The sequence below is a fragment of the Streptomyces sp. NPDC048248 genome (assembly GCF_043201875.1).
In the GTDB taxonomy this organism is placed as follows: Bacteria; Actinomycetota; Actinomycetes; order Streptomycetales; family Streptomycetaceae; genus Streptomyces.
In genome coordinates this window covers 25,560-49,779 of the sequence record NZ_JBICZL010000022.1, presented here as the reverse complement: position 1 = coordinate 49,779, position 24,220 = coordinate 25,560, and the positions used below count along the sequence as shown (strand labels likewise).

Sequence of the window (24,220 nt, the reverse complement as noted above, 5' to 3'; positions counted from 1 at the left end):
GGTCCGAGACGAGGGCGAGGGCCGGGGCTGCGCCGCCGGCGGGTACGCGGGAACCGGACGGGGCCACCGCATCGTCGCGCCCGCCCCGGCCGGGTCACCGAGCAGCGGCTCGCCTACCTTCACCGACCTGCAGCCTGACCTGGGCCTGGTCCGCCCTGCCCGGCGTCCGGCAGTGCGCCCCGGACAATCGTCATCACGCTGCCATGAGTCTCGTTGGGGCCTTCCGGAGGCGAGCGTTCGCTTCGGCGTCGGAGCACGGGGACGTTCGGCCCGTCAGCGCGTGACCATGAGTTTCTTGACCGCGTAGTTGGTGCCGTAGGTGTCCATGGGCACCTGATCTGCTGGGACGGCTAGGCGGAGGCCGGGGAACCTGCGGAACAGGCGGGGAAGGACGGTGCTCAGTTCCGCGCGGGCGATGTTCTGTCCCAGGCACTGGTGAACGCCGTAGCCGAAGGCGAGGTGGCGGGTCATACGGCGGTCGAAGTCCGGGGTATCGGGGTTGTCGAACGCCCGGGGGTCGCGGTTAGCGGTGGGCATGGCGACGACAACGAGCTCGCCCCGGCGGATGCGCTCTCCGCCGATCTCAAGGTCCTCCAGGGCGACGCGACCAAGACCGAACTGCACGATCGTGAGGTAGCGCAGAAGTTCTTCGACTGCGGGCCGGGTCTTCTCCGGCTGGTCGAGGAACTGCCGGCGCTGCTGCGGGTGGGTGAGCAGGGTGAGGGCGGACAGGCCCAGCATGGCGGCGGTGGTGTCGTGCCCTGCGAACAGGAGCAGGACGCCCATGCCGACCAGTTGCGCCTCGGTCAGTATCGGGTCCTTCTCATCGGCGATGGCGATGAGGTCGGCGAGCAAGCCCTCGGTGTCCCCGCTCGAGCGCTTGGCGGCGACCAGGGTGGTGATGTAGTCGATGAGCCACTTCGCTCCGGCGCCGCGTTCCTCGCGGCTGAGGCCGGTATCCATCATCCGCTCGGTCGCGTGGTGGAAACCCTCGCGGTCGGCGGCCGGCACGCCCAACAGCTCGCAGATGACCAGGCAAGGGACCGGCAGGGCCAGGGCCTCCACGAGGTCGAAGGTATCAGGGCCGGCGGCGATGGCGGCGAGGTGCTCGTCGACAATGCGATCTAGGTAGGGCTGGAGACGCTGGGCTACGGCCTTTGGGGTAAAGCGTCCGGCGATCAGACGCCGGTAGAGGCTGTGGTCGGGCTCGTCCATCATCACGAACGTCGGGTCGAACGGCGCCTCTTCCGCTCCCTCCTCCGCCGGGACGTCGTGGCGGGGGCGGCGGGCGCTCATTCGGGGGTCGGAGAAGACCTGGGACCCCTCCTCGAAGCGGGTCACCAGCCAGCCAGTGGTGCCATTGGGGAAGCGGACCCGGGTGAGGGGCTGCTCCTCGCGCAGCTGGTGATACTCGGCGGGTGGGTCCAGCAGGCTGTCGCGGTGGACGGGCATGCAGGGCAGCGTCTCGTTCATTTCTCCTGCTTCGCGGAAGCTTCCGGTTGGTGGGGTCGGGCCCGTGCGGGGGCGAGTGTGTCCGTCACGGTTGCCCGCACGGTGGTGGTGGAGGGGAGGGACACGTCGAGGTCGCCGCCCAGGGCTAGGGCTGCGTCCAGGTCCTTGGACATGAGATCGGCGATCTGCCGCCGCAGGTCCGGCGTGAGGGCGTCGGTGCTCTGCAGTAGCAGCAGTTGGAGGAGCGTGGCGCCGGCCGGGTCTGCGGTCTCGAGGACCTTCGCCAGCGTGGCGGGCTCCACTCCCGCCGCCCTGCTGAGCGCGACCGCTTCGCTGACCACGCGCCAGCTGCCGTAGGTGACGACGTTCCGGGCGATTTTGGCCGCCATCCCGGTCCCAGTGGGGCCGCAGTGGACCACCGTGCGGGCCCAGTCCTCAAGAACCGGACGTGCGTGGGCGAGGTCCTCAGGGGCGCCCCCGACGATCGCCACCATTCCGTGCTCGGCGGCCTTGTCGCCGGGGGTGACGCCGCAGTCCAGGAAGCGCACTCCGGCGCGAGCGCACGCGGCGGACAGCTCGTGCACGACGGCGAGGGCCACCGTGCTGAGCAGGACGACGGTGCTCCCGGCGCGGGCCGTCGAGAGCACACCGCCCTCGCCGGTCAGCACGGACCGTGCCTGGTCGGCGTCGACGACGGCGACCATGATCACGTCGCTGGCCTGTGCCACCGCGGCGGGCGAGGCCACCGGGCAGGGAACTCCGGCGAGACCGTCAGCGGCGTCGGGCCGGATGTCGTGGATGACGGGGACGCGGCCTCTGCGGGACAGGCTGACGGCGACGCCGCCACCGATCATGCCCAGCCCGATGACGCCCGCGCGCAGCGGTGGCCGGGCGTTGTTCTCCGTGTCTGCCATGGATCTCCTCGGGTGCCGGCCTTGGGCCGGCGCAGGGTGCGAGGCCGGCCTGGCGTTGGGCACGGCAGCGTGTGCTCCGCGTGCCTGCGGTGGTGGTCGGTGTCAGTGCGTGCCGGTCTTGAGGGTGAAGCCGCCGTCGACGGGCAGGACGACACCGGTGATGAACGCGGATTCGTCCGAGGCGAGGAAGAGCGCCGCGTCGGCGACGTCCTGGCCGGTTCCCTGATGCCCCATGGGGACGAGGCTCGCCCGTTGGGCGGCTACGTCGTCCCGCCGAGCGCCGGTCGACCGGGCAACGGAATCCACGCCCATGGGGGTATCCATCATCCCGGGCGCGACGGCGTTGACACGGACTCCGTGCGGTGCGTATTCCAGTGCCAGGCTGCGGGTCATCGCGTGCACCGCCGACTTGGAGGTGGTGTAGGCGATGGTCTCACCGCCCGCGAGGAGTCCCGCCATCGAGGAGATGTTGACGATGGCCCCGCGTCCTCGCGCCCGCATGTGCGGCAGCACGTACTTGCAGGTCATCCACATCCCGGTGAGGTTCACCTCGAAGCCTCGGCGCCAGTTGGCCGAGGAGAGGTCCTCGGTCCGGCCACTTGCCACGATCCCGACGTTGTTGTGCAGCACGTCGATCTGCCCGAAGATCTCCAGGGCGGTCTGCGCCAGGGCTGCGCAGTCCTCCTCGATGGTGATGTCGGCGCGGTGGGCTGTGGCGGTGCCGCCAATCTCGCGCACCAGGAGGACGGTCTCCTCCGCCGACTTCTCGTCCCGGTCGACGACCAGGACGCGCGCCCCCGCGCGAGCGTAGGTGAGCGCCGCGGCGCGTCCGTTGCCCATGGCGGCGCCTGGCGTCTGTCCACCGCCGACGACCACGGCGGTCCTTCCTTGCAGGCGTGTGGTCACGGCTGCTCCTCTCCTTCCGTACGGGGTGTTGCGCTGTGCGCAGGGCCGGACGCGCGGTCGTTCACCTCGTCGTAGCCGGTGCTGCGGCCGGTGGCTCTGTCCACGGCGGCGTCGAAGGAGGTGGCGAGCGGCCAGCCGGCGTAGTAGGCGATCTGGACGGCGGTCTCCCGCAGTTCGGTCTCGGACAGGTCGCCACTCTCCAGGGCGGCCTTGATGTGCAGGGGTGCGTGCGGGCGGTCTTGGCCGAGAGCCGCCAGGACGGCCAGGGTCACCAGCCGTCGCTCGCGCCGGGACAGTCCCGGGCGGTCCCAGAGGTCGCCGAAGATGTGCTGGGCAGCGAGGTCGCCGAGCGAGTCAGGCTCGCCGATGAACTCCGGCACCGGGCACTGCATGACCTCACTCATGACCGCCCGCCCGCGTGCGGAGCGTTCGGCCGACGTCTCCTCGCCCCTCACGCCCGAGCCGGCTTCCTCCCGGGCGTTCACCAGGTCACCGGCAGTTCTTCGAGACCGTAGGTGAGGGAGTCGTCGTGGAAGTGGAGCTCGCTCTCGGCCACCGCCAGCCGCAGTGTGGGGAATCGCTGAAAGAGGCGTGGCCAGGCTTCCTGCATCTCGACTCGGGAGAGGTTCTGGCCCAGGCACTGGTGGATGCCGAAGCCGAAGCCCATGTGTTTGCGCTCGGTGCGAGTGAGATCGAGCTTCTCGGGGGCCGCGAAGACCTCGGAGTCGCGGTTCGCGGCGGGCAGGCTGCAGATGACGCCCTCGCCGGCCTTGATCAGGACGCCACCGATCTCTGTGTCCTCAAGGCACACGCGCCGCGGCTCCGTCTGCACCATGCTCCAGTAGCGCATCATCTCCTCGGTCGCGGGGCCCGCGTACTTCTCCGGAGCCGAGAGCAGGATGTCCCGCTGCTCAGGCTCGCGCAGAAGGGCGAGGATGCCCAGGCCGATCATGTTGGCGGTCGTCTCGTGCCCGGCGCCGATCACGAGGGTGCCGAGTCCGACGGCGCCTTCGAAAGAGAGGACGCTCTTGTCATCGACCCAGGTGTTGACCAGGCGGGAGAGCAGCCCGTCGTCGGGTTCGGTGCGCTTCTTGGCCATGTTGCGGCTGAGGTTTTCGTGCAGCGTCCGGTGTGCGGCGAGCTTCTCCTCCTTGGGGAGGCTCAGCTGCACCATCTTCTTCGAGGACTCGTGCACGGTGTGCCGCTCGTCGTAGGGGACGCCGAGAACCTCGCAGATGACAACGGTGGGCAAGGCGAGGGCGAACTCCTCGATGAGGTCAACGGGCCTGCCCCTGGCCGTCAGCTCCTCCAATAGCTGCTCGGTCAGCTCGGCGATGCGTGGGCGCAGTGCTTCGGAGCGCTTGGCGGTGAAGTCCGGGTTGAGGATGCGGCGGATCGGCAGGTGCTCGTCGCCGTCCTTGCGGAAGAAGATGTTGCCTTCGACTGCGGGCTGAGCGCTGGAGGTGTTGGGGAAACCGGGGTCCGTGACATCTGCGCCGAACCGGCCGCCGGTGCCGAGGACCTGCTGGACCTGGTCGTGCCGGGTGATCAGCCAGGGCCGGCTACCGTCCCAGATCGTCACCCGGCGAGGTACGCCGGCCTCTCGGAAGGCGGTGGCGGTCTCCGGTGGGGCGAACGGGCAGCCGCGGGTCAGGGGAAACGCCGGTGCGTCGGCTGTGCTGGCGGTGGTCATGGGACCTCCTGTGAGCTGTCAGACGGAGACGGGGAAGCTCTTGCGAGCCTGGTCCCAGGGTGTGCGGGACATCGGCGGCCGGTCATAAGGGAGATGCGGCTCGCTGCCGACCAGCGTCAAAGGACCGCCGTAGCCACCTCGGCGCAGCCCCTCGACGGTGGCCAGACCCGCCGCGGAAGCGCCGACCACGACGATTCCGCGAGACGACCTGGTCACGCGTGGATCTCGATGGCGGCGGCCGGACAGACGCCTGCGGCCTCGCGTGCGGCATCGTGCTGACCAAGCGGCGGCTCGGCGTCCAACAGGATCACGACGCCGTCTTCGTCCCGCTGGTCGAAAACCTTCGGGGCTACCAACACACATTGGCCCGCGCCACAGCACTTGTCCTCGTCGATCGTGATGCGCATGGAACTCCCATCGGGGACGCGGCGCGGGAGCATCCGGGCGAGGCCGCCGCGCAATAACTTAACGACTGTATATTTACACCCGTTCAGTCTTCGGTTCAAGAGGGCCGCCCGCGAGGTGGCGGACTCGGCCAGGGCTTCGGGCCAGAGGTTGTGCAAGGCTGGAGGCATGGCCGATCTCCCCCGAACTCCCACGTCACCCGAGGACTCAGCCTCCGGACGCAGACCCCGCAACGCCCGCGGGAAGGGGGACAAGCTCCGCGAGGAAATCCTGCAGGCGATGCTGCGACTCATCGCCGACGAGACCCGGATGGGTACCGTGCCGCTGTCCCTACGGGAGGTGGCCCGCGAGGCGGGAGTCACTGCGCCGGCCATCTATTTGCACTTCGCGGACAAGGAAGACCTCTCACGCACAGCGGTGCGGACCCTCTTCGAACAGCTCCTGGACGAGATGGACCGGGCAGAGGAGACCTCGGACGGCCTGCCCCCCGCCCGGCGGCTGGCCGAACTGGCCCACGCCTACTGCCGGTTCGCTGAAAGCAACCGGACGAGCTTCCGCGTGATGTTCGCCGACCGTGACCGGCACCGGGACGAGACGACGCGCCTGGCGGAGCGCTGGCGTGGCGCTGTGGCACGGCTGGCGGAATCAGGCATGCGCATGACGCAGGCACCGGAGGCGGCCGCCGTGGCAGTGTGGTCGGCCGTGCACGGCCGGCTTCTATTGGACGGCAGCGCCGGGATGTGGGACCTCGGTGACGTGCACGACTTCGTCGAGGAACTCACGCGGTCCCTGGCCACGGTCGAGGCCCCGCGCTAGCCTGCGCCGGACGCTTCGCTGCCATGAGGGCCCTGCGAGGCGAGCGTGCCCTCAGGCAGCCTGCCCCAGGGCAGCGGGACCCCGCTTTGTGGCCGGTTCCTACGACGAAGGGCTACGCACCCGGGCTCCGCGCTCCGGGGCGGCGAGCACCGCCCGGTCGACCGGGCCACCCCGAGCGCGTAGGTGGTCAACCGGCTCGCGGCCGAGACCACTAACGCACTTCTGCCACAGGGTTTCGGGATCTCGAGGTCGACGGCACTCGTCAATCGAGGGTCTACTGGTGCCGCGAGACATCACATAACGGGCCGCAGTGCCCACGACTCATATGGTTGGTCTTGCATCTGTCCAGGCGAGCAATGCCGGACAGAATCTATCGGGACTCCTGCGGCAACTCGACGCGACCGCGACGCGACCCCGCGCCGGTCGACGGCTCGCCGTCCCGCGGCACCGCAGTGGAGGCGCGTACCACCAAGTGGGGGTCCAGCACCGCCTCCTGCGGCTCCACCCCCTGCCCCTCCAGCCTTTCGACGACGAAGCGCACCGCGCGCTCGGCGAGCAGAGCCGGGTCCTGACGGACCGTCGTGAGGCCGACGGGCATGAGATGGGACAGATGACTGTCGTCGTAGCCGACGACCGAGATGTCGCCCGGTACATCGATTCCGGCTCGGGTGAACGCCATCAACAGGCCCAGTGCGCAACGATCGTTGCCGGCCAGGACGGCCGTGGGCAAGCTGCCCTCCCCCAGTAGCAGACGGGCCGCCGCGACGCCCGCATCCTCGGTGTGCCGACCGGGCAGGACGCGGGTTTCGTCGGTGAGACCGTGTCGGCGCATCGCGGCGCGGTAGGCGCGGCGGCGTTCGGCCGAGCCCGGGTCGCGGCCGCCGTCGACATGGACGATCCGGCGATGGCCGAGTCCGACGAGGTGAGCCATGGCCTCGCGCACCCCTTTGCCCTCTGCGGTGTGCACGTTGTCGATGCGGGCGCCGACGACGCGACGGCCGATCGACGCGGCGACCGTGCGCTGCCCGAGTGCATCGAGGTAGGCGGCGTCCGAGGCGGGGCCGAGCAGGATCAGTGCCTCGCAGCGGTGGCTGAGCAGCGCCTCGACTGCCTTCTGCTCGGATCGGCCGGGCGCGTTGGCGGACAGCAGCACCTCATAGCCGAGCCGTTCGGCTTCCGGGTAGATGGCCTCGACGAGGTCGGCGTCGAAGGGCTGGTGCACGGTGAGCAGCACGCCGAGTGTCCGGCTGCGGCCGCGGGCGAGCAACCGGGCGGCGTTGTCGGGGTGGTAGCCGAGCTCGTCCGCGATGCGCAGCACGCGCTCGCGGGTTTCCTTGCTCGCGCCTGGCCGGTCTCGGAAGACGATGGAGACCAGTGCTCTGGATACCCCTGCCTTCTCCGCGACGTCGGACATTGTGGGGCGCCGTTCGCCCGATACATCCACCTACGCCCCCTTTCTCGCGAGCCGTACACGCAGGAAATCTCTGCGCAACAACCCATTGACATGACATTTGAACGAGGGCAATCATACAGCCACTAGAGCGCGCTAGTAGAGCGCGACAGTCACCGTCATCCCCACGGATTCCCAACCGAAACCACGGGGACCCGAAAGGCGAAGGGACCAAGATGTCGTTCGATGTGCTGACCATGGGCCGAGTCGGAGTGGATGTGTATCCGCTCCAGACGGGGGTGGGGCTTGCGGACGTCACGTCGTTCGGCAAGTACCTGGGCGGCAGCCCTACGAATGTCGCGGTGGCCGCCGCCCGGCACGGGCGCAGCACCGCGGTCATCACCAAGACCGGCGCCGATCCGTTCGGGGCGTTCGTGCGCCGGGCGCTCGGCGACTACGGCGTCGACAGCCGCTTCGTCGGCACGTCGGACATCGCGCCGACCCCCGTCACCTTCTGCGAGATCTTCCCGCCGGACGATTTCCCCCTCTACTTCTATCGGCAGCCAAAAGCTCCTGACCTGGAGATACGCCGCGAAGAGCTGGACTGGGACGCCGTCCGTGACGCCCGCGTCCTGTGGATGACGGGCACCGGTCTGAGCGAGGAGCCGAGCCGTACGGCGACGCTCGCGGCCCTGGAGCACAGGGCCAAGGCCGGTATCACCGTCTTCGACCTCGACTGGCGGCCGATGTTCTGGTCCGATCCCGCCGAAGCCCGCAAGGGCTACGCCCTCGCGCTGCGCCACGCCACCGTCGCCGTGGGCAATCTCGACGAGTGCGAGGTGGCCACGGGCGAGCGTGAACCGTACGCCGCCGCCGAGGCCCTGTTGGCCGCCGGTGTCGAACTAGCGGTGGTGAAGCAGGGGCCGAAGGGCGTGATTGCCATGGACCGCGACGGCACGGCGGCCGAGATCCCGCCGGTGCCCGTCGATGTCGTCAACGGCCTCGGCGCGGGTGACGCGTTCGGGGGCGCGCTGTGCCACGGACTGCTGTCGGGCTGGGACACCCATCGCGCGGTGTCCTTCGCCAATGCCGCCGGCGCGCTGGTCGCCGGCGAGTTGGCCTGCTCCGACGCCATGCCGACCGAGTCCGAGGTCAACAACAAGCTCCAAGAGGTGAACAGTGCTGTCTGACAAGGTGAGCCGGATCGTGGACGCCCGGGTCAAGGACCCGGGTGCCATCGCGGCCGCGGCCGCGCGCCGCGTGAAAGCCACGTCGCCGTTCGGTGAGCACGGCAAAGCGATGATCATCGCCGCCGACCACCCGGCCCGTGGCGCCAACGCCGTGGGTTCCGACCCGTCCGCGATGGCCGACCGGTTCGAGCTGCTCGACCGGATGTGCACCGCCCTGGAGCGGCCAGGTGTGACGGGGGTGCTCGCCACCGCGGACATCCTCGATGACCTGCTGCTGCTCGGGGTGCTGGACGGCAAGAGCGTCTTCGGGTCGATGAACCGCGGCGGGCTGGCCGGTTCGGTCTTCGAGATCGACGACCGGTTCACCGGGTACGACGCCGCCACCATCGCCACGATGGGCTTCGACGGCGGCAAGATGCTCACGCGCATCGCGCTGGAGGACCCGGCGACCCCGTCCGCGCTGGAGAACACTGCCCGTGCCGTGGACGAGCTCAATGACCATCATCTGGTGGCGATGGTCGAGCCGTTCCTTTCGGTCTGGGACGGCGGCCGTATCCGCAACGACCTCTCCACCGACGCCGTCATCAAGTCGGTCACCATCGCCTCGGGCCTGGGCCGGCGCAGCGCCTATACGTGGCTGAAGCTTCCGGTCGTCGAGGACATGGAGCGCGTCCTGGCGGCCTCGACGTTGCCGGCGGTGCTGCTGGGCGGCGAGGTCAAGGACCCCGAGGCCGCCTTCGCCTCCTGGGGCAAGGCCCTCAAGCTGCCCACCGCGCAGGGTCTGACAGTCGGCCGGTCCCTGCTCTACCCCTCTGACGGCGATGTCGCCGGGGCCGTGGACCGGGCGGTGAGCCTGCTGTGAGCATCCACGACGACAAGCTCCACCTGCCCAAGGGGAGCACCAAGGACGGACCGTACGACCTCGTCATCACGCCCGAGTCCGCGGGCTGGGGCTTTTCCGGGCTGCGCATCCTGGAACTGGCACCCGGCGAGGCCCATGCCCTGGACACCGATGACAGCGAGTTCCTGGTCCTGCCGCTGTCTGGTGGCTGCACGGTCACCGTCGGCGGGCAGACCTTCGGCCTCGCAGGGCGCACCGGGGTGTTCGCCTCGGCGACTGACTTCGCCTACGTCCCCCGGAGCTCCACGGCCCTGATCAGCAGCGCATCCGGCGGAAGGTTCGCGCTGCCCTCCGCGCGTACCGAGGTGGTCCTGGCCCCCCGGTACGGGCGCAAGGAGGACGTGCCCGTCGAGCTGCGCGGAGCCGGCGCCTGCTCGCGCCAGGTCAACAACTACTGCCTGCCGGGAACCTTCGACGCCGACCAGCTCCTGGTCTGCGAGGTGCTGACACCGGGCGGCAACTGGTCCTCCTACCCGCCGCACAAGCACGACGAAGCGCGCGCGGGCGAGAGCGAGCTGGAGGAGATCTACTACTTCGAGGTCTCAGGCCGCAACGGCTTCGCCTACCAGCGGGTGTACGGCACCCAGGAGCGGCCCATCGACGTGCTGGCCGAGGTCCGCTCCGGCGACACCGTGCTGATCCCGCACGGCTGGCACGGCCCGTCGATCGCCGCACCCGGCTACGACCTCTACTACCTCAACGTCATGGCGGGCCCCGGCCAGGATCGCGCCTGGCTGATCTGCGACGACCCCGCCCACGGCTGGGTCCGCACCGCCTGGACGAACCAGGACATCGACGACCGGCTCCCCTTCGGAGAGGACCAGCAGCGATGAGCACGACCGTACGACTGACCACCGCGCAGGCCCTGGTCCGTTTCCTGGCCGCCCAGTACAGCGAACGCGACGGCCAGGAGCAGCGGCTGATCCCGGGTGCCTGGGGCATCTTCGGGCACGGCAACGTCGCGGGGCTGGGGCAGGCCCTCCTGCAGGCCGCCGTCACCGAGGAGGCCGACCTCCCCTACCTACTGGCCCGCAATGAGCAGGGCATGGTGCACGCCGCCGTCGCCTACGCGAAGATGCGTGACCGGCTCGCGGCGTTCGCCTGCAGCGCGTCCACCGGGCCCGGCTCGACGAACATGCTCACCGGCGCCGCGCTGGCCACCACCAACCGGCTGCCCGTGCTGCTGCTGCCCAGCGATATGTTCGCGACCCGGGTGGCGGAGCCGGTGCTCCAGCAGCTGGAGGACTCGCGGGCCGGCGACACCTCGGTCAACGACGCGTTCCGCGCGGTGTCGAAGTACTTCGACCGGATATCCCGGCCCGAGCAGCTGATTCCGGCCGCGCTCGCCGCGATGCGAGTGCTGACCGACCCGGTGGAGACCGGTGCGGTGACGCTCGCCCTACCGCAGGACGTGCAGGCGGAGTCGTACGACTGGCCGGTGGAATTCTTCCGGCGCCGGGTCTGGCACGTGGGCCGCCCGGTGCCGGAGGAAGCCGCGCTCGCACGGGCCGTCGCCCTGCTCCGCTCCGCGAAGAAGCCGCTGATCGTCGCGGGCGGCGGCGTGGTCTACTCCGGCGCGGCCACCCAGTTGCGCGCCCTCGCCGAGGCGACGGGCCTCCCGGTCGCGGACACGCACGCCGGCAAGGGCGCGGTGGCATGGGACCACCCGTGCGCGGTGGGCGGCATCGGCTCCACCGGCAGCCATGCGGCCAACGCACTGGCGGCGGAGGCAGACGTGGTGCTCGGCATCGGCACCCGCTACAGCGACTTCACCACCGGCAGCCACACCGTCTTCGGCAACCCGGACGTCGCCTTCATCAATCTCAACGTGGCCCGGCTCGACGCCGTCAAGCACTCCGCGGAGCCGCTGGTCGCCGATGCCAAGCTCGGCATCGAGGCGCTCGCAGGGGCACTCGCCGGCTGGCACGTCGACGAAGGCTACCGCCGCCACACCCATCAACTCATCTCCCATACACGGGAGATCGAGGAAGCGTGCTTCAGCCGAGGACATGGTCCGCTGCCCTCGCAGACGGAGATCCTGGGCGCGCTCAACGATGCCCTGGACGACCACGCCGTCGTCATCAACGCCGCCGGGTCCATGCCGGGCGACCTCCAGCAGCTGTGGCGAGCCCGCGACCCGAAGGCGTACCACGTCGAGTACGCGTACTCCTGCATGGGATACGAGGTGGCTGCCGGTGTCGGCGCGAAGATGGCCGACCCCTCGCGCGAGGTCGTCGTCCTCGTCGGTGACGGCTCCTACCTGATGATGGCCCAGGAGATCGTGACGATGGTGTCCGAGGGCCTGAAGGTGATCATCGTCCTCGTCCAGAACCACGGCTTCGCCTCCATCGGCGCGCTGTCCGAGTCCCTCGGCTCGCAGCGCTTCGGCACGCAGTACCGCTTCCGGGACGAGGAAACACGGCAGCTCGACGGCGGCGTACTCCCCGTGGATCTCGCCGCGAACGCCGCGAGCCTCGGCGCGGACGTCCTGCACGCCACCAGCGTCGACGAGTTCCGTATCGCGATGGAAAAGGCCAAGGCCGCCGACCGCGCCACCGTCGTGCACATCGAGACCGATCTCTACGGCCCGAACCCACCTGGTCACGGCTGGTGGGACGTGCCCGTCAGCGATACCTCAGCCCTGGACTCCACCAAGGAGGCGTACGCCACGTATGCCGCCGCCAAGCAGACCCAGCGCCACTACCTGTAGCCCCCGCAAGGCAAGCCCCGCAAAGGAAGCTGCATGAACACCATCAAGCACTGGATCAACGGCAGCGCCACCTCCGGCGCCGCCACCCGCACCTCCCCCGTCTTCAACCCGGCCACCGGCGAGGAACAGGCCCGCGTCCTGCTCGCAGAAAGCTCCGACGTGGACGCCGCGGTCTCCGCCGCCGCCACGGCCTTCGAGACCTGGTCGGAGTCGTCGCTCACCCAGCGCACCCAGGTCATGTTCGCCTTCCGCCAGCTTCTGTTGAAGCACGAGGAGGAGCTCGGCCGGATCATCTCGGCCGAGCACGGCAAAACCGTCGACGACGCGCGCGGCGAGATCGCACGCGGCCGCGAGGTCGTCGAGTTCGCCTGCGGGCTCGGTGACATCCTCAAGGGCAGCTTCTCCGACCAGGTCTCCCGCGGCGTGGACGTCCACGACTTCCGCCAGCCGCTGGGCGTCGTCGCGGGCATCACTCCGTTCAACTTCCCCGCCATGGTGCCGCTGTGGATGCACCCCATCGCCATCGCCACCGGCAACACCTTCGTCCTCAAGCCGAGCGAGCGCGATCCGTCCGCCGCGAACTTCGTGGCCGAGCTGTACCGCGAGGCCGGGTTGCCCGACGGGGTCTTCAACGTCGTGCACGGCGACAAGACCGCGGTCGACGCGATCCTCACCCACCCGGGCATCGAAGCCGTGTCCTTCGTCGGCTCGACACCCATCGCCAAGTACGTGCACGAGCGAGCGACTTCGGCCGGCAAGCGGGCCCAGGCTCTCGGCGGCGCCAAGAACCACGCCGTGGTGCTACCCGACGCGGACCTGGAGTTCGCCGCCAACCACATCACGGCGGGCGCGTACGGTTCGGCCGGCGAACGCTGCATGGCCTTGTCGGTCGCCGTCGCGGTCGGTGACGCCGCGGACCGGCTGGTGCCCCTCCTTGCACGCAAGGCCGGTGAGGTCAAGGTCGGGCCCGGTGACGCGTGGGACACCGACATGGGCCCGCTCGTCACCAAGGCCGCTCAGGAGCGGGTCGAGAACGCCGTCGCGCGGGCCCCCGGTCAGGGCGCCACCGTCGTCATCGACGGCCGCGGGCTGAAGGTCGAGGGACACGAGAACGGCTTCTTCACCGGCCCCTCGCTGCTCGACCACGTCACCACCGAGATGGACGCGTACCGGGAGGAGCTGTTCGGCCCGGTCCTGGCGGTGGTCCGCGTCGACACCCTCGACGAGGCGATCGCCCTGATCAACGCCAACCCGTACGGCAACGGCACCGCGGTTTTCACCGGCAGCGGTGAGGCGGCGCGTCGCTTCCAGCGCCGGGTCAGGGTCGGCATGATCGGCGTGAATGTGCCGGTTCCGGTGCCCATGTCGTACTACTCCTTCGGCGGCTGGAAGGACTCCCTCATCGGCGACTCCCCGATCCACGGCGCCGAAGGCATCCGCTTCTACACCCGCCCCAAGGTCGTCACCAGCCGCTGGCCGGAGTCCCGGCAGCAGGTCGCCGCAGGCTTCAGCTTCCCCACCTCCCACTGATCCACCTCCCTTTCCCGTCTCCCTAAGGACTCACCATGACAGCGGCGCCGTCCCCGCTCCGTACCGTCGCGGGCAACCTCTGCCTGGGCTCCGCGCCCGACTCGTGGGGCATCTGGTTCCCCGAGGACGAACACCAGGTCCCGTACAGCCGATTCCTCGACGAGCTGGTGCAGGCCGGCTACACATGGCTCGAGCTGGGCCCCTACGGCTACCTCCCGACCCGCCCCGAGGTCCTCGCCGAGGAGCTCGCCGTCCGCCGCCTGAAGGTCTCGGGCGGAACTGCCTTCGGGGCCCTGCACCGGCCCGAGGCATGGGACGGCATGCTCGCCCATGTCCGACAGGTCGCCGCGCTCACCGCGGCGGCGGGCGCCCACCACCTGGTGTTCATCCCACCCATGTACCGCGACGAGAAGACCGGCCACTTCACCGAGACCCCCGAGCTGACCGCCGCTCAGTGGGCCGGCTTCGGACGGAACGCCGACCGGCTCGGCAAGCTGCTGCTCGACGAGTACGACATCCGTCTGGTCCTGCACCCGCACGCCGACAGCCACATCCAGACACAGCCGGAGATCGAGCGGCTGCTCAACGAATCGGACAGCCGCTACACCAACCTCTGCCTCGACACCGGCCATGTCGCCTACGGCGGCGGTGACAACCTCGACCTGATCCGCCGCTTCGGCGAGCGCGTCGGGTACGTGCACATCAAGCAGATGGACCCCGACGTACTGACGCAGGTGGCCGCCGAGGAACTGTCCTTCGGCGAGGCCGTCAAGCGCGGGGTGTGCGTGACGCCGCCCGCGGGCGTCCCTGACCCTGCGTCGGTCATCGCCGAGCTCTCCCGGCTGGATGCCGAACTGTTCGTCATCGTCGAGCAGGACCTGTACCCGTGCGCCCCGGACGTGCCGCTGCCCATCGCCGTCCGTACCCGCACCCACCTGGCCGACTGCGGCCTTTCCGCCACCCGACGCCCGAACAATCGGTAGGAGGTGGCCATGGACGTCAGGGACGACGCGATGGCACACACCGCACCACCCGTCCACCCAGGAGACGCGCCCCGCCAGGTGACGCACCGTCTGCGGGTGATCACTCTCATCGCCACCTTCGGCGGACTGCTCTTCGGCTATGACACTGGGGTCATCAACGGCGCGCTGCCGTACATGAGGGATGACCTCGGCCTCAGCCCCCTCACGGAGGGCATGGTCACCAGCTCCCTCCTACTGGGGGCCGCCCTGGGGGCGGTCGTCGGCGGAAAGCTTTCGGACGCCCGCGGCCGGCGCCGGAACATCCTGCTCCTGGCCGTGCTGTTCTTCCTGGGTGCGCTGGGCGCCACGCTCGCGCCCGGCACCGCGGTGATGATCGTGGCGCGCTTCGTGCTCGGTCTCGCGGTGGGCGGCGCGTCGGTGACCGTGCCGGTGTATCTCGCCGAGATCTCACCGGCGGAGCGCCGTGGCGCACTCGTCACCCGCAACGAACTCATGATCGTCAGCGGGCAGTTGCTGGCGTTCACGTCGAACGCGGTCATCGCCCATCTCGGCGGCGAGTCCGGCGGCGTCTGGCGCTGGATGCTGGTGATCGCGACGGTGCCCGCCGTGGTGCTGTGGTTCGGCATGCTGGTGATGCCGGAGAGCCCGCGCTGGCTGGCCGCGCAGGGCCGCTTCAGCGACGCCTTCGAGGTGCTGAAGCAGGTCAGGTCCACGCAGCGGGCAGAGGCCGAACTGAGCGAGGTCTCCGCGCTCGCCGTCAAGGACGAGCAGGAGAAGCTGGGGGGCTGGAAGGACCTCAGGGCCACCCCGTGGCTCCGCCGGCTGATGTGGGTGGGCTTCGGCATCGCCGTCGTCCAGCAGATCACCGGTGTCAACACGATCATGTACTACGGCACCCAGATCCTCACCGACGCCGGGTTCGCCTCGGAAGGCGCGCTGACCGCGAACATCGCCAACGGCGTGATCTCCGTACTGGCCACCTTCGCCGGCATCTGGCTGCTCGGCCGCGTCAACCGCCGCCCGATGCTGATGATCGGCCAGATTGGCACGACCTGCGCCCTGTTGCTGATCGGCGTCTTCTCGTACGTGATGCCGGCCGGCGACGGACGCGCCTTCGCCGTGCTCGCCATGACCGTCACCTTCCTCGCCTTCCAGCAGGGCGCGATCTCGCCGGTCACCTGGCTCATGCTCTCGGAGATCTTCCCGACCCGGATGCGAGCCTTCGGCATGGGCATCGCAGCCGTGGTGCTCTGGCTGACCAACTTCGCGATCGGCCTCGCCTTCCCCTCGCTGGTCTCCGGAGTCGGCATCTCCAACACCTTCTTCGTCTTCGTGGCACTCGGCCTCCTGGCCATCGCCTTCGTGAAGCGGTACGTGCCCGAGACCAGGGGCCGCTCCCTGGAAGCCCTCGAAGCGGAACTCCGCAGCCGCTTTTCCTGAATTTCCTCCCGGGCCCATGGGCTCGAAGAACCGCAGAAAGGAATCCCATGACTGTGCGTGTAGGGGTCATCGGCGCCGGATGGATAGGCCAGGACCACATCCGCCGCCTCACCCACGTCATCACGGGCGCCGAAGTCGTCGCGGTCACCGACATCGACACCGCCCGCGCCGAGGAGGCGGCGGCCGGTGTCGGCGCCCGCGCCGTGCCCACCGGAGCCGAGCTGATCGCGTTGCCCGAGGTCGACGCGGTCCTGGTGACCTCGTGGGGGCCGACGCACGCCGAGCACGTGCTGGGCGCCGTCGCCGCGGGCAAGCCTGTCTTCTGCGAGAAGCCGCTGGCCACCAGCGCCGAGGACTGTCTGGAGATCGTCGAGGCCGAGATGGCGCACGGCCGCCAGCTCGTTCAGGTCGGCTTCATGCGCCGCTACGACGCGGGCTACCGCCAGATGAAGCAGGTCCTCGGCACCGGGGAAATCGGCGCCCCGCTCATGGTGCACTGCGCCCACCGCAACCCGACCGTCCCCGAGTCCTACACCTCCCGGATGGCCGCGCTGGACACCGCGGTGCACGAGATCGACGTGCTGCGCTGGCTGCTGGACGACGAGATCGTCTCCGTCCAGGTGCTCACCCCGCGTGCCACCGGCAACCGGCACCCGCACCTGAAGGACCCACAGATCATGCTCTTCGAGACCGCGGCCGGTGTGCGCATCGACCTGGAGGTCTTCGTCAACTGCCGGTACGGCTACGACATCCAGTGCGCGACGGTCGGCGAGACCGGCGTGGTGCGGCTGCCCGACCCGGCCGCGGTCGGTGTGCGCAGCGCCGCCCGGCACAGCACCGCGGTACTCCAGGACTGGCAGGGCCGCTTCACGGACGCCTTCGACGAGGAGTTCCGGGAGTGGATCGCCGCCGTGCAGGCGGGAACCGGGCCCACCGGCCCGTCCGCGTGGGACGGCTACGCCGCCACCGTCATCACCAACACGACCGTCGAGGCGCTGGAATCGGGCCGGATCGTCGACGTCCACCTGAAGGACCGGCCCGCCTTCTACACCACCGGAGACGCCCGATGAAAATCGCCCTCGACCCGTACATGTTCCGTGCGCTGCCGATCGACGAGATGGTGCGCACCGTCGCCGAACTCGGCTACTCCTACATCGAGTTGTCGCCGCGCAACGACTTCATGCCCTTCTTCCTGCACCCGCGCGCGGACGACGCTCGGATCGGGGAGCTGAAGACGGCACTGCGGACGCACGATGTGCAGCTGTCGAGCGTGCTACCCCTCTACAAGTGGTCCTCGCCTGACGAGACCGAGCGGCAGGCCGCCGTCCGGTACTGGAAGCGGATGATCGAGATCACCGCGGACCTCGGCTGCCCGCTGATGAACTCGGAGTTCAACGGACGCCCGGACCAGGCGGCGGCGAGCGAGGCCGCGTTCTGGCGCTCCATGGAGGAGCTCCTCCCCCTCTTCGAACGCGAGGGCATCGCCCTCAACCTCGAAGCGCACCCCGACGACTTCTGCGAGGAGAACCGCCCGGCGGTCGACCTGGTCCGCGCGATCAACAGGCCCTGGGTGAACTACCTCTACTGCGCCCCGCACTCCTTCCACCTCTCGGGCGCGGACCCGACGGCGGACATCGCGGCGATGATGCGCTACGCCGGGGACAAGCTCCAGCACGTACACATCGCGGACTCCTTCAACCACAAGGGCTCGTCCGGCCTGCGCTACATCCTCAACCCGCCCGGCACGGCCGCCCGTATCCATCAGCACCTGGACATCGGACAGGGCGAGGTCGACTGGGACGCCTTCTTCGGCACGCTGCGCGAGCTGGACTTCGACGGCGTCGCGACGGCCTGCGTCTTCGCCTGGGAGGAACGCGCCTGCGAGTCATCCGCCTTCATGCTCGACCGGATCACCAAGGAGCTGACGCGATGAAACTGGGCATCTACACCGCTGTCCTGCACGACCTCTCTCTCGAAGGGGCGCTGTCGGCCATCGCCTCGCTCGGGCTGACGGGCGCCGAGATCAATGCGGGCGGCTTCCTGCCGACCCCGCACCTGCCGGTCGAAAAGCTGCTGTCCGGTGCGCTGTCCCCCGAGGCATATCTGAAGCCGTTCGCCGAGGCCGGCATCGAGCTCACCGGGCTCAACGTCAACGGCAATCCACTGGACCCCGACCCGGTGGCCGGCCCCGCGCACGCCGCCGACCTGCGGCGCGCCATCCAGGTCGCGGGACTGCTCGGCATCCGCCGCGTCGTGACGATGTCCGGGCTGCCGGCCGCCGAACCGGGCGGCGCCGTCCCGGCCTGGAACGTCAACCCCTGGCACAGCGCCTTCCTCGACTCCCTCACCTACCAGTGGGACACCATCGCCGTCCCCTTCTGGCGGGACATCGAGCAGCTGGCCGCCGCCCACGGGGTGAAGGTCTGCATCGAGATGCACCCGCAAAACCTGGTGTTCAACCCGGCGACGTTGAAGCGGCTGGTCGAGCGCACCGACGCGACGCACATCGGCGCCGAACTCGATCCCAGCCACCTCTTCTGGCAGGGCATCGACCCCGTTGCCGCTATCGAGGACCTGGGCCCCCTCGTCTTCCACGCCGCAGCCAAGGACACCCGGATCAACGCGGAACGGTGCCGGGTCAACGGCGTCCTCGACGACCGCTTCACCAAGGTCACCGACGACCCGGTCCAGCTCGGCGGTCACCACACCCTCAACCGCTGGCCACAGGACTCGACCTGGGACTTCGTCGCGGTGGGCCGCGGCCACGACGAGGCATTCTGGGGCCGCTTCCTGGACGCACTGCACCGGATCGACCCCGACATGGCGGTGAACATCGAGCACGAGGACACCGAGCTGGGCCAGATGGAGGGCTTGGAGGTGGCGGCGCGGACCCTGCTCCACGCGTCAGGGGCGACAGCGCCCGGCGACCGCCCCTGACCAGCAGCGGTCGCACCTTGCTGACGCCAGCTACACGAAGCCCGGACAGCACCGTGGTCTTGCAGGAAGGTGGGGCAGGCAGCCAGCCCCACCTTCGGGACCAAGGTGGGTAGCAATCCGCCGACTGAGCCCGCGGAACTACACGTAGGCGCGACGCGAGCGGCGGCAGCACCCATCGGGGGCTGCCGCCGCTCGTGAACAGGTAGCGGAACCCCCATCGCCCGCGGGAGAGCAAGACGTCACCCCGCGCCCCGAAACGGATGCGGGGCCGCTTCAAGAAGCATCAGACTTCCTACCAGGGGCGGTAGCCGAACGTAGTTTTCCGTAGGTGGTGCGTACGTTGGGCAGGCAGCCTCACAGTTGCTGAACGATGAGGCAGGACCAGGTGTGTCCGGAGCCTCCGCTGAGCGCGAGAGTGTATTCGCCGGGTTCCAACAGCCGTTGTTCGGTGATGTCGGCGAGGTTGGCGAGGACGTCGCCGCACCCCAGGTGACCGGTTTGTGTGCCCAGATGCAGCACGTCAGCCTTGAGGAGGTCCTTCACGACGGGCAAGTACTGCATCTCCAGTGGCTTGGGCCCCATCCGGGACAGCGTGATACTCCGGATGGCCGGATCGTGGGGATCGAGGTTCGCATCGGCCAGCGCGGTGGTGACAACCTCACGGATCTTGATGGGAGCAAGATGCGCGAACCTCTCTCCGCCGCCCGCTGCGAGGAACGCCTTCTTCGGGCGCTTGCCGTCGATGGGGATGCTGTGCGCGAGGGGCGCGAGGCTGAATGCGTCGCTTCCCCGGTACATGCCCTCCAACTCGGGGACGCCGATTACCGCGTGCGACACCAGCCGCAGACCGCGCCCGGACCTGCCGAGCACGGCGGCGGTCGCTCCATCGCCGAACACGATGTTGGATTCGCAGCGCCAGCGGTCGAAGCCCGGCTCAGTGAACCGGTCCGCTGTCGTCACCATCGCCGCACGCGCTTGTGGATGGGCCCTCAGGTGGTCGGCCGCCATGTGAATCGCCATGGCCCCACCGTGGGACATCTGCAGCAGGCTGAACGGTACCGCGCTGGACGCACCGACCTGATGGGCGATGTAGTGCCCCGGAGACCACAGGTCGTGCCCCTGGTGGTACACGTGCCCATGGACCAGCAGCGTCACATCAACCGGGTCGATGTCGGCCCGCTCAAGGGCCAGCTTGCCGGCCTTCGCCGCCATCTCCGGCGCGGATATGCCCTCGGACACGGGAACTTCGAGCGCGCCTGTCGCGGCCGCGGCTTCCGGATCGATCAGGCCTGTCGTAACGACCTCCTCGGCCGTCTGTCGCCGGTCCGGGAGCCAGGTGGCGACGCCTTCGATGGCAAGGTCATCGTGGAAAATCATGGATGGGTATCTCCCTGTGCTGTGTGAACGAGAGGGCGCGAGAGGGGGTCAGCTCCACGCGATCAGCCGCTCGGGCCGTTCGAGGATCGCGGCGACGTCCGTCAGGACCTTCGACCCCAGCTCCCCATCGACGAGCCGATGGTCGAAGGAGAGCGCAAGAGTCGCGATGTGACGCGGCTTGACCTTGCCCTTGTGCACCCAGGGCCTGAGCTTGATCGCTCCCACCGCGAGGACCGCGGACTCGCCGGGGTTGAGGATCGGCGTGCCGGTGTCGACTCCGAAGATTCCGATGTTGGTGATGGTGATGGTCCCGTTCCGCATCGCGCCGGGCGGGGTTTTGCCCGCGCGGGCGGTGGAGACGAGATCGCCCAGCGCCTCGCCCAGTTCCGGCAGAGTCATCGCGCCCGCGTCCTTGATGTTCGGAACGACCAGTCCACGCGCGGTAGCCACGGCGATACCCAGGTTCACGTAGTGCTTCTGCACGATCTCCTGGTTGGCCTCGTCCCACGTGGCGTTGATGTCGGGGTTGCGTTTGACGGCGAGGAGCAGGGCCTTGGCGATGACCAGGAGTGGGCTGACCCGCGAGCCGACCGGTTCGGTGTCCTCGTTGAGCTTCCTGAGGAACGTGCGCATGCGCGTCATGTCGATGGTGACGAACTCGGTGACGTGCGGCGCGGTGAACGCGGAACTGACCATCGCCCGTGCGACGTCCTTGCGGACTCCCTTGATGGGGATGCGGCTCTCGCGGGCGTCAGGACGGTCGGCCCGCTGGGGCGCGGCCGCCGCCACTGCTGCGGCGTGCACGTCGTCGCGGGTGACAAGACCTCCCGGTCCGCTGGGCACCACCGAGGCCAGGTGGATGCCCAGGTCCTTGGCCAGCTTCCGGACGGGCGGCTTTGCCAGTGGTGTGTGGCCGGCCGCGCCGGCGACCTGACGGACGGGGGTGCCGGATTCCAGGCGCGGTGGTGCTCCCGTCGCGAGCGCAGCGGGCTTGTTGCGGCGGGCCGCCCGTCTCGACGTCCCTTCCGCCACCCCGTAGCCGACCAATACGGGCTGTCGGCCTCCCGGTTGGGGCGCGCCCCGTGCGCATCCGGGCGACACGTCCACCGTGATGATGACCTCGCCGACGCTGACGGTGGCACCTTCGGGATACACCAGGTCGCCGACGACCCCGTCGAACGGGATGGGTAGTTCGACGGCTGCCTTGGCTGTCTCCACCTCGCACACGACCTGCCCGTCGGTGACGGTGTCACCGGGTTGGACGTGCCACTTGAGGATCTCCGCCTCGATGAGTCCCTCGCCCACGTCGGGCATCGTGAACTCCCGGAGGGAACGAGTAGCGGTATCTGTCACGTTGCCCCTCCTCAGTACGCCAGCGCGCGGTCGACGGCGTCGAGTACTCGGTCCAGGCCGGGCAGGTACTCCTCCTCCAGCCGGGCCGGCGGATACGGGGTGTGGAAGCCGCCCACCCGCAGCACCGGGGCTTCGAGGCGGTAGAAGCACCGCTCGGTGATCCGGGCGGCGATCTCCGCGCCGGCGCCCAGGAACACCGGGGCTTCGTGGACCACGATCAGCCGCTGGGTCTTCTCCACCGATTGCCGCACGGTGTCGAAGTCGATCGGCGACATCGACCGCAGGTCGACCACCTCCAGGCTGCGCCCCTCCTCCTCAGCGGCCGTGGCGGCCTCCAGGCAGAGCTTCACCGTCGGCCCGTAGGCCGCCAGCGTCACATCGCTCCCCTCCCGAGCCACCCGGGCGGAGTGCAATGGCGCCGGAAGGGTGATCTCATCGACCTCACCCTTGTCCCAGTACCGCCGCTTGGGCTCGAAGTAGATGACGGGATCGTCACTCTCGATTGCCTGCCGCATCATCCAGTAGGCATCCGCCGCATTCGCCGGGGACACCACCTTCAAGCCCGCCACATGCGCGAACAGCGCCTCCGGCGACTCGCTGTGATGCTCCACCGCGCCGATGCCACCACCGTAGGGAATGCGGATGACGACCGGCAGCTTCACCTTCCCCAGCGCGCGTGCGTGCATCTTCGCCAACTGCGTGACGATCTGGTCGTACGCGGGGAAGACGAAACCGTCGAACTGGATTTCCACCACCGGTCGGTAGCCCCGCAACGCCAGACCGATCGCGGTTCCCACGATCCCAGACTCCGCCAGCGGGGTGTCGATCACCCGGCTCTCGCCGAAGTCCTTCTGCAGACCATCGGTCACCCGGAAGACGCCACCGAGCTTGCCGATGTCCTCACCCATCAGCAACACCTTCGGATCGGCCTCCATGACTGACCGCAACGAAGCATTGACCGCCTTCGCGAGCGTCATCGTGGTCATCAGGCGGCGCCTTCCTGCGAACCGGCGAACGAAGCCTGATAGGCGGCAAACTGTGCCCGCTCCTCATCGACCAACGCGTGACCATCGGCGTGGGCGTTGTCGAAGATGGCCATCGGTTGAGGGTCGGGCATCGACCGGACGCCTTCACGAACCCGGCGGGCCAGGGCGTCACTTGCTGTTTCGACCTCGGCGTAGAACGCGTCGTCGGCGAAGCCCTCGGCACTCAGGTAGGTCTTGAGGCGGGCTATCGGGTCCTTCGCCTCCCATTCCTCGCGCTCGGCGTCCAGCCGGTAGCGGCTGGCGTCGTCGGAGGTGGTGTGCGCGCCCATCCGGTAGGTGTACGCCTCGATGAGCGTCGGTCCGTTGCCGCTGCGGGCACGTTCCAGGGCCGTCTGGGTAACCGCGAGTACCGCCAGCACATCGTTGCCGTCCACCCGCACACCGGGGAAACCGAAGCCGGCGGCGCGCCGGTAGATCGGCACCCGGGTCTGCTTCTCGTTGGGTTCGGAGATGGCCCACTGGTTGTTCTGGCAGAAGAACACCACAGGGGCGTCGAAGACGGCGGCGAAGTTGAACGCCTCGGCGACGTCACCCTGGCTGGTGGCGCCGTCGCCGAAGTAGGCGACGGCGGCGGCATCCGCGCCGTCCTTGGCCAGGCCCATCGCGTAGCCGGTGGCGTGCGGTACGTGCGCGCCGATGACGAGTGTGTAGAGGTGGAAGTTGTTGCTGGTGGGGTCCCAGCCGCCGTGGTTGACTCCGCGGAACATGCCGAGCAGGTTGAGGGGGTCCACCCCTCGGCACCAGGCGACGCCGTGCTCGCGGTAGCTGGGGAAGGCGTAGTCGTCGTCGCGGAGTGCTCTGGCGGAGCCGACCTGTGCGGCCTCCTGGCCCAGGAGCGAGGGCCACAGGCCCAGTTCGCCCTGGCGCTGTAGTGCGATCGCCTCCCCGTCGAAACGGCGGGTGAGGACCATGTCCCGGTACAGGCCGCGCAGTTGCTCGGCACCGAGGTCGACGGCGTGGTCCGGGTGGTCGACGCGTTCGCCCTCAGGGGTCAGCAGCTGGACGAGTTCCGGTCCGGGCGTGGCCCCCGCAGCAGGGGGGACCTGCCGAGGAAGTGTCGTCATCGTTTTCCTTTTCATCTGGTGGCCGGAGGCCGGCGGCCGGGACCCGTTTGGTGTCGAGGTTCCGGGCACCGGAAGGCTGCGGCTTCTTGCTGCGGAGTCCGGATTCATGTCGG

Annotated in this window: 23 protein-coding genes; 11 read left to right on the top strand and 12 right to left on the bottom strand. The window is 69.2% G+C overall.

The annotated features are described in order from the left end of the window. Nucleotides 1-273 precede the first annotated feature (273 nt). From ACGFZW_RS33850 to ACGFZW_RS33820, 7 genes are all read right to left on the bottom strand, one after another. Nucleotides 274-1,473 (bottom strand): cytochrome P450, encoded by a 1,200-nt coding sequence (locus ACGFZW_RS33850; protein WP_393897133.1) that lies wholly within the window; start codon nt 1,471-1,473, stop codon nt 274-276. Beyond that, nucleotides 1,470-2,366, bottom strand: coding sequence for an NAD(P)-dependent oxidoreductase (locus tag ACGFZW_RS33845; protein WP_393897132.1), 897 nt, complete (start codon nt 2,364-2,366; stop codon nt 1,470-1,472). Before ACGFZW_RS33845 ends, ACGFZW_RS33850 begins: the two co-directional genes overlap by 4 nt. A 102-nt stretch (nt 2,367-2,468) precedes the next feature. Continuing rightward, a complete protein-coding gene (locus ACGFZW_RS33840) occupies nt 2,469-3,272 on the bottom strand; it encodes an SDR family NAD(P)-dependent oxidoreductase (protein WP_393897131.1) in 804 nt (267 codons plus the stop codon). Then, complete coding sequence (locus ACGFZW_RS33835) at nt 3,269-3,676, bottom strand: carboxymuconolactone decarboxylase family protein (protein WP_393897130.1); 408 nt, start codon at nt 3,674-3,676, stop codon at nt 3,269-3,271. Before ACGFZW_RS33835 ends, ACGFZW_RS33840 begins: the two co-directional genes overlap by 4 nt. A 77-nt stretch (nt 3,677-3,753) precedes the next feature. Further along, a complete protein-coding gene (locus ACGFZW_RS33830) occupies nt 3,754-4,965 on the bottom strand; it encodes a cytochrome P450 (RefSeq protein WP_393897129.1) in 1,212 nt (403 codons plus the stop codon). Between the two features lie 18 nt (nt 4,966-4,983). Next, nucleotides 4,984-5,181 carry an FAD-dependent oxidoreductase gene (locus tag ACGFZW_RS33825; protein WP_393897128.1) on the bottom strand — a complete coding sequence of 66 codons (198 nt, stop codon included), beginning with the start codon at nt 5,179-5,181 and terminating at the stop codon, nt 4,984-4,986. Next, nucleotides 5,178-5,372 (bottom strand): ferredoxin, encoded by a 195-nt coding sequence (locus ACGFZW_RS33820; protein ID WP_393897127.1) that lies wholly within the window; start codon nt 5,370-5,372, stop codon nt 5,178-5,180. Before ACGFZW_RS33820 ends, ACGFZW_RS33825 begins: the two co-directional genes overlap by 4 nt. 166 nt (nt 5,373-5,538) lie before the next feature. Here ACGFZW_RS33820 and ACGFZW_RS33815 point away from each other — a divergent pair, with 166 nt between their 5' ends. After that, on the top strand, nt 5,539-6,186 hold the full coding sequence (locus ACGFZW_RS33815) for a TetR/AcrR family transcriptional regulator (RefSeq protein WP_393897126.1): 648 nt from the start codon (nt 5,539-5,541) through the stop codon (nt 6,184-6,186). Nucleotides 6,187-6,556: 370 nt separating this feature from the next. Here the strand turns inward: ACGFZW_RS33815 and ACGFZW_RS33810 are convergent, their stop codons facing one another. Beyond that, nucleotides 6,557-7,600, bottom strand: coding sequence for a LacI family DNA-binding transcriptional regulator (locus ACGFZW_RS33810; protein ID WP_393897125.1), 1,044 nt, complete (start codon nt 7,598-7,600; stop codon nt 6,557-6,559). A gap of 212 nt (nt 7,601-7,812) precedes the next feature. Between ACGFZW_RS33810 and iolC the strand changes: the two genes are divergently transcribed. Genes iolC through ACGFZW_RS33760 form a run of 10 tightly spaced genes read left to right on the top strand, consistent with a single transcriptional unit; the run spans nt 7,813 to nt 19,267 of the window. Then, a complete protein-coding gene (iolC, locus tag ACGFZW_RS33805; protein WP_393897124.1) occupies nt 7,813-8,766 on the top strand; it encodes a 5-dehydro-2-deoxygluconokinase in 954 nt (317 codons plus the stop codon). Continuing rightward, a complete protein-coding gene (locus tag ACGFZW_RS33800) occupies nt 8,756-9,628 on the top strand; it encodes an aldolase (protein ID WP_393897123.1) in 873 nt (290 codons plus the stop codon). Before iolC ends, ACGFZW_RS33800 begins: the two co-directional genes overlap by 11 nt. Beyond that, nucleotides 9,625-10,500 (top strand): 5-deoxy-glucuronate isomerase, encoded by an 876-nt coding sequence (iolB, locus tag ACGFZW_RS33795; protein ID WP_393897122.1) that lies wholly within the window; start codon nt 9,625-9,627, stop codon nt 10,498-10,500. Before ACGFZW_RS33800 ends, iolB begins: the two co-directional genes overlap by 4 nt. Beyond that, nucleotides 10,497-12,377 carry a 3D-(3,5/4)-trihydroxycyclohexane-1,2-dione acylhydrolase (decyclizing) gene (gene iolD, locus ACGFZW_RS33790; protein WP_393897121.1) on the top strand — a complete coding sequence of 627 codons (1,881 nt, stop codon included), beginning with the start codon at nt 10,497-10,499 and terminating at the stop codon, nt 12,375-12,377. The genes iolB and iolD overlap by 4 nt, the downstream gene beginning before the upstream one ends. A gap of 33 nt (nt 12,378-12,410) precedes the next feature. Beyond that, nucleotides 12,411-13,907: a CoA-acylating methylmalonate-semialdehyde dehydrogenase gene (locus ACGFZW_RS33785; RefSeq protein ID WP_393897120.1), complete on the top strand. Its 1,497-nt coding sequence runs from the start codon at nt 12,411-12,413 to the stop codon at nt 13,905-13,907. A 35-nt stretch (nt 13,908-13,942) separates the two neighbouring features. Further along, nucleotides 13,943-14,890, top strand: coding sequence for a TIM barrel protein (locus ACGFZW_RS33780; protein ID WP_393897119.1), 948 nt, complete (start codon nt 13,943-13,945; stop codon nt 14,888-14,890). A 9-nt stretch (nt 14,891-14,899) separates the two neighbouring features. Then, the gene (locus tag ACGFZW_RS33775; protein ID WP_393897118.1) at nt 14,900-16,330 is read left to right on the top strand and encodes a sugar porter family MFS transporter; all 1,431 of its coding nucleotides are present in this window, start codon (nt 14,900-14,902) and stop codon (nt 16,328-16,330) included. Nucleotides 16,331-16,377: 47 nt separating this feature from the next. Next, nucleotides 16,378-17,400 (top strand): Gfo/Idh/MocA family oxidoreductase, encoded by a 1,023-nt coding sequence (locus tag ACGFZW_RS33770; protein WP_393897117.1) that lies wholly within the window; start codon nt 16,378-16,380, stop codon nt 17,398-17,400. Further along, on the top strand, nt 17,397-18,263 hold the full coding sequence (locus ACGFZW_RS33765) for a sugar phosphate isomerase/epimerase family protein (protein ID WP_393897116.1): 867 nt from the start codon (nt 17,397-17,399) through the stop codon (nt 18,261-18,263). The genes ACGFZW_RS33770 and ACGFZW_RS33765 overlap by 4 nt, the downstream gene beginning before the upstream one ends. Beyond that, a complete protein-coding gene (locus tag ACGFZW_RS33760) occupies nt 18,260-19,267 on the top strand; it encodes a sugar phosphate isomerase/epimerase family protein (RefSeq protein WP_393897115.1) in 1,008 nt (335 codons plus the stop codon). Before ACGFZW_RS33765 ends, ACGFZW_RS33760 begins: the two co-directional genes overlap by 4 nt. Nucleotides 19,268-19,621: 354 nt before the next feature. On the opposite strand, the gene ACGFZW_RS33755 is transcribed toward ACGFZW_RS33760, so the two are convergent. From ACGFZW_RS33755 to pdhA, 4 genes are read right to left on the bottom strand one after another with little or no spacing between them, the layout of a single operon-like run. Next, nucleotides 19,622-20,644, bottom strand: a complete 1,023-nt coding sequence (locus ACGFZW_RS33755; protein WP_393897114.1) for a ketoacyl-ACP synthase III family protein — start codon at nt 20,642-20,644, stop codon at nt 19,622-19,624. Nucleotides 20,645-20,692: 48 nt separating this feature from the next. Next, nucleotides 20,693-21,958 (bottom strand): dihydrolipoamide acetyltransferase family protein, encoded by a 1,266-nt coding sequence (locus ACGFZW_RS33750; protein ID WP_393897172.1) that lies wholly within the window; start codon nt 21,956-21,958, stop codon nt 20,693-20,695. A gap of 50 nt (nt 21,959-22,008) precedes the next feature. After that, the gene (locus ACGFZW_RS33745; RefSeq protein ID WP_393897171.1) at nt 22,009-22,974 is read right to left on the bottom strand and encodes an alpha-ketoacid dehydrogenase subunit beta; all 966 of its coding nucleotides are present in this window, start codon (nt 22,972-22,974) and stop codon (nt 22,009-22,011) included. An 8-nt stretch (nt 22,975-22,982) separates the two neighbouring features. Beyond that, nucleotides 22,983-24,107, bottom strand: coding sequence for a pyruvate dehydrogenase (acetyl-transferring) E1 component subunit alpha (gene pdhA, locus ACGFZW_RS33740; protein WP_393897113.1), 1,125 nt, complete (start codon nt 24,105-24,107; stop codon nt 22,983-22,985). Nucleotides 24,108-24,220: the final 113 nt, after the last annotated feature.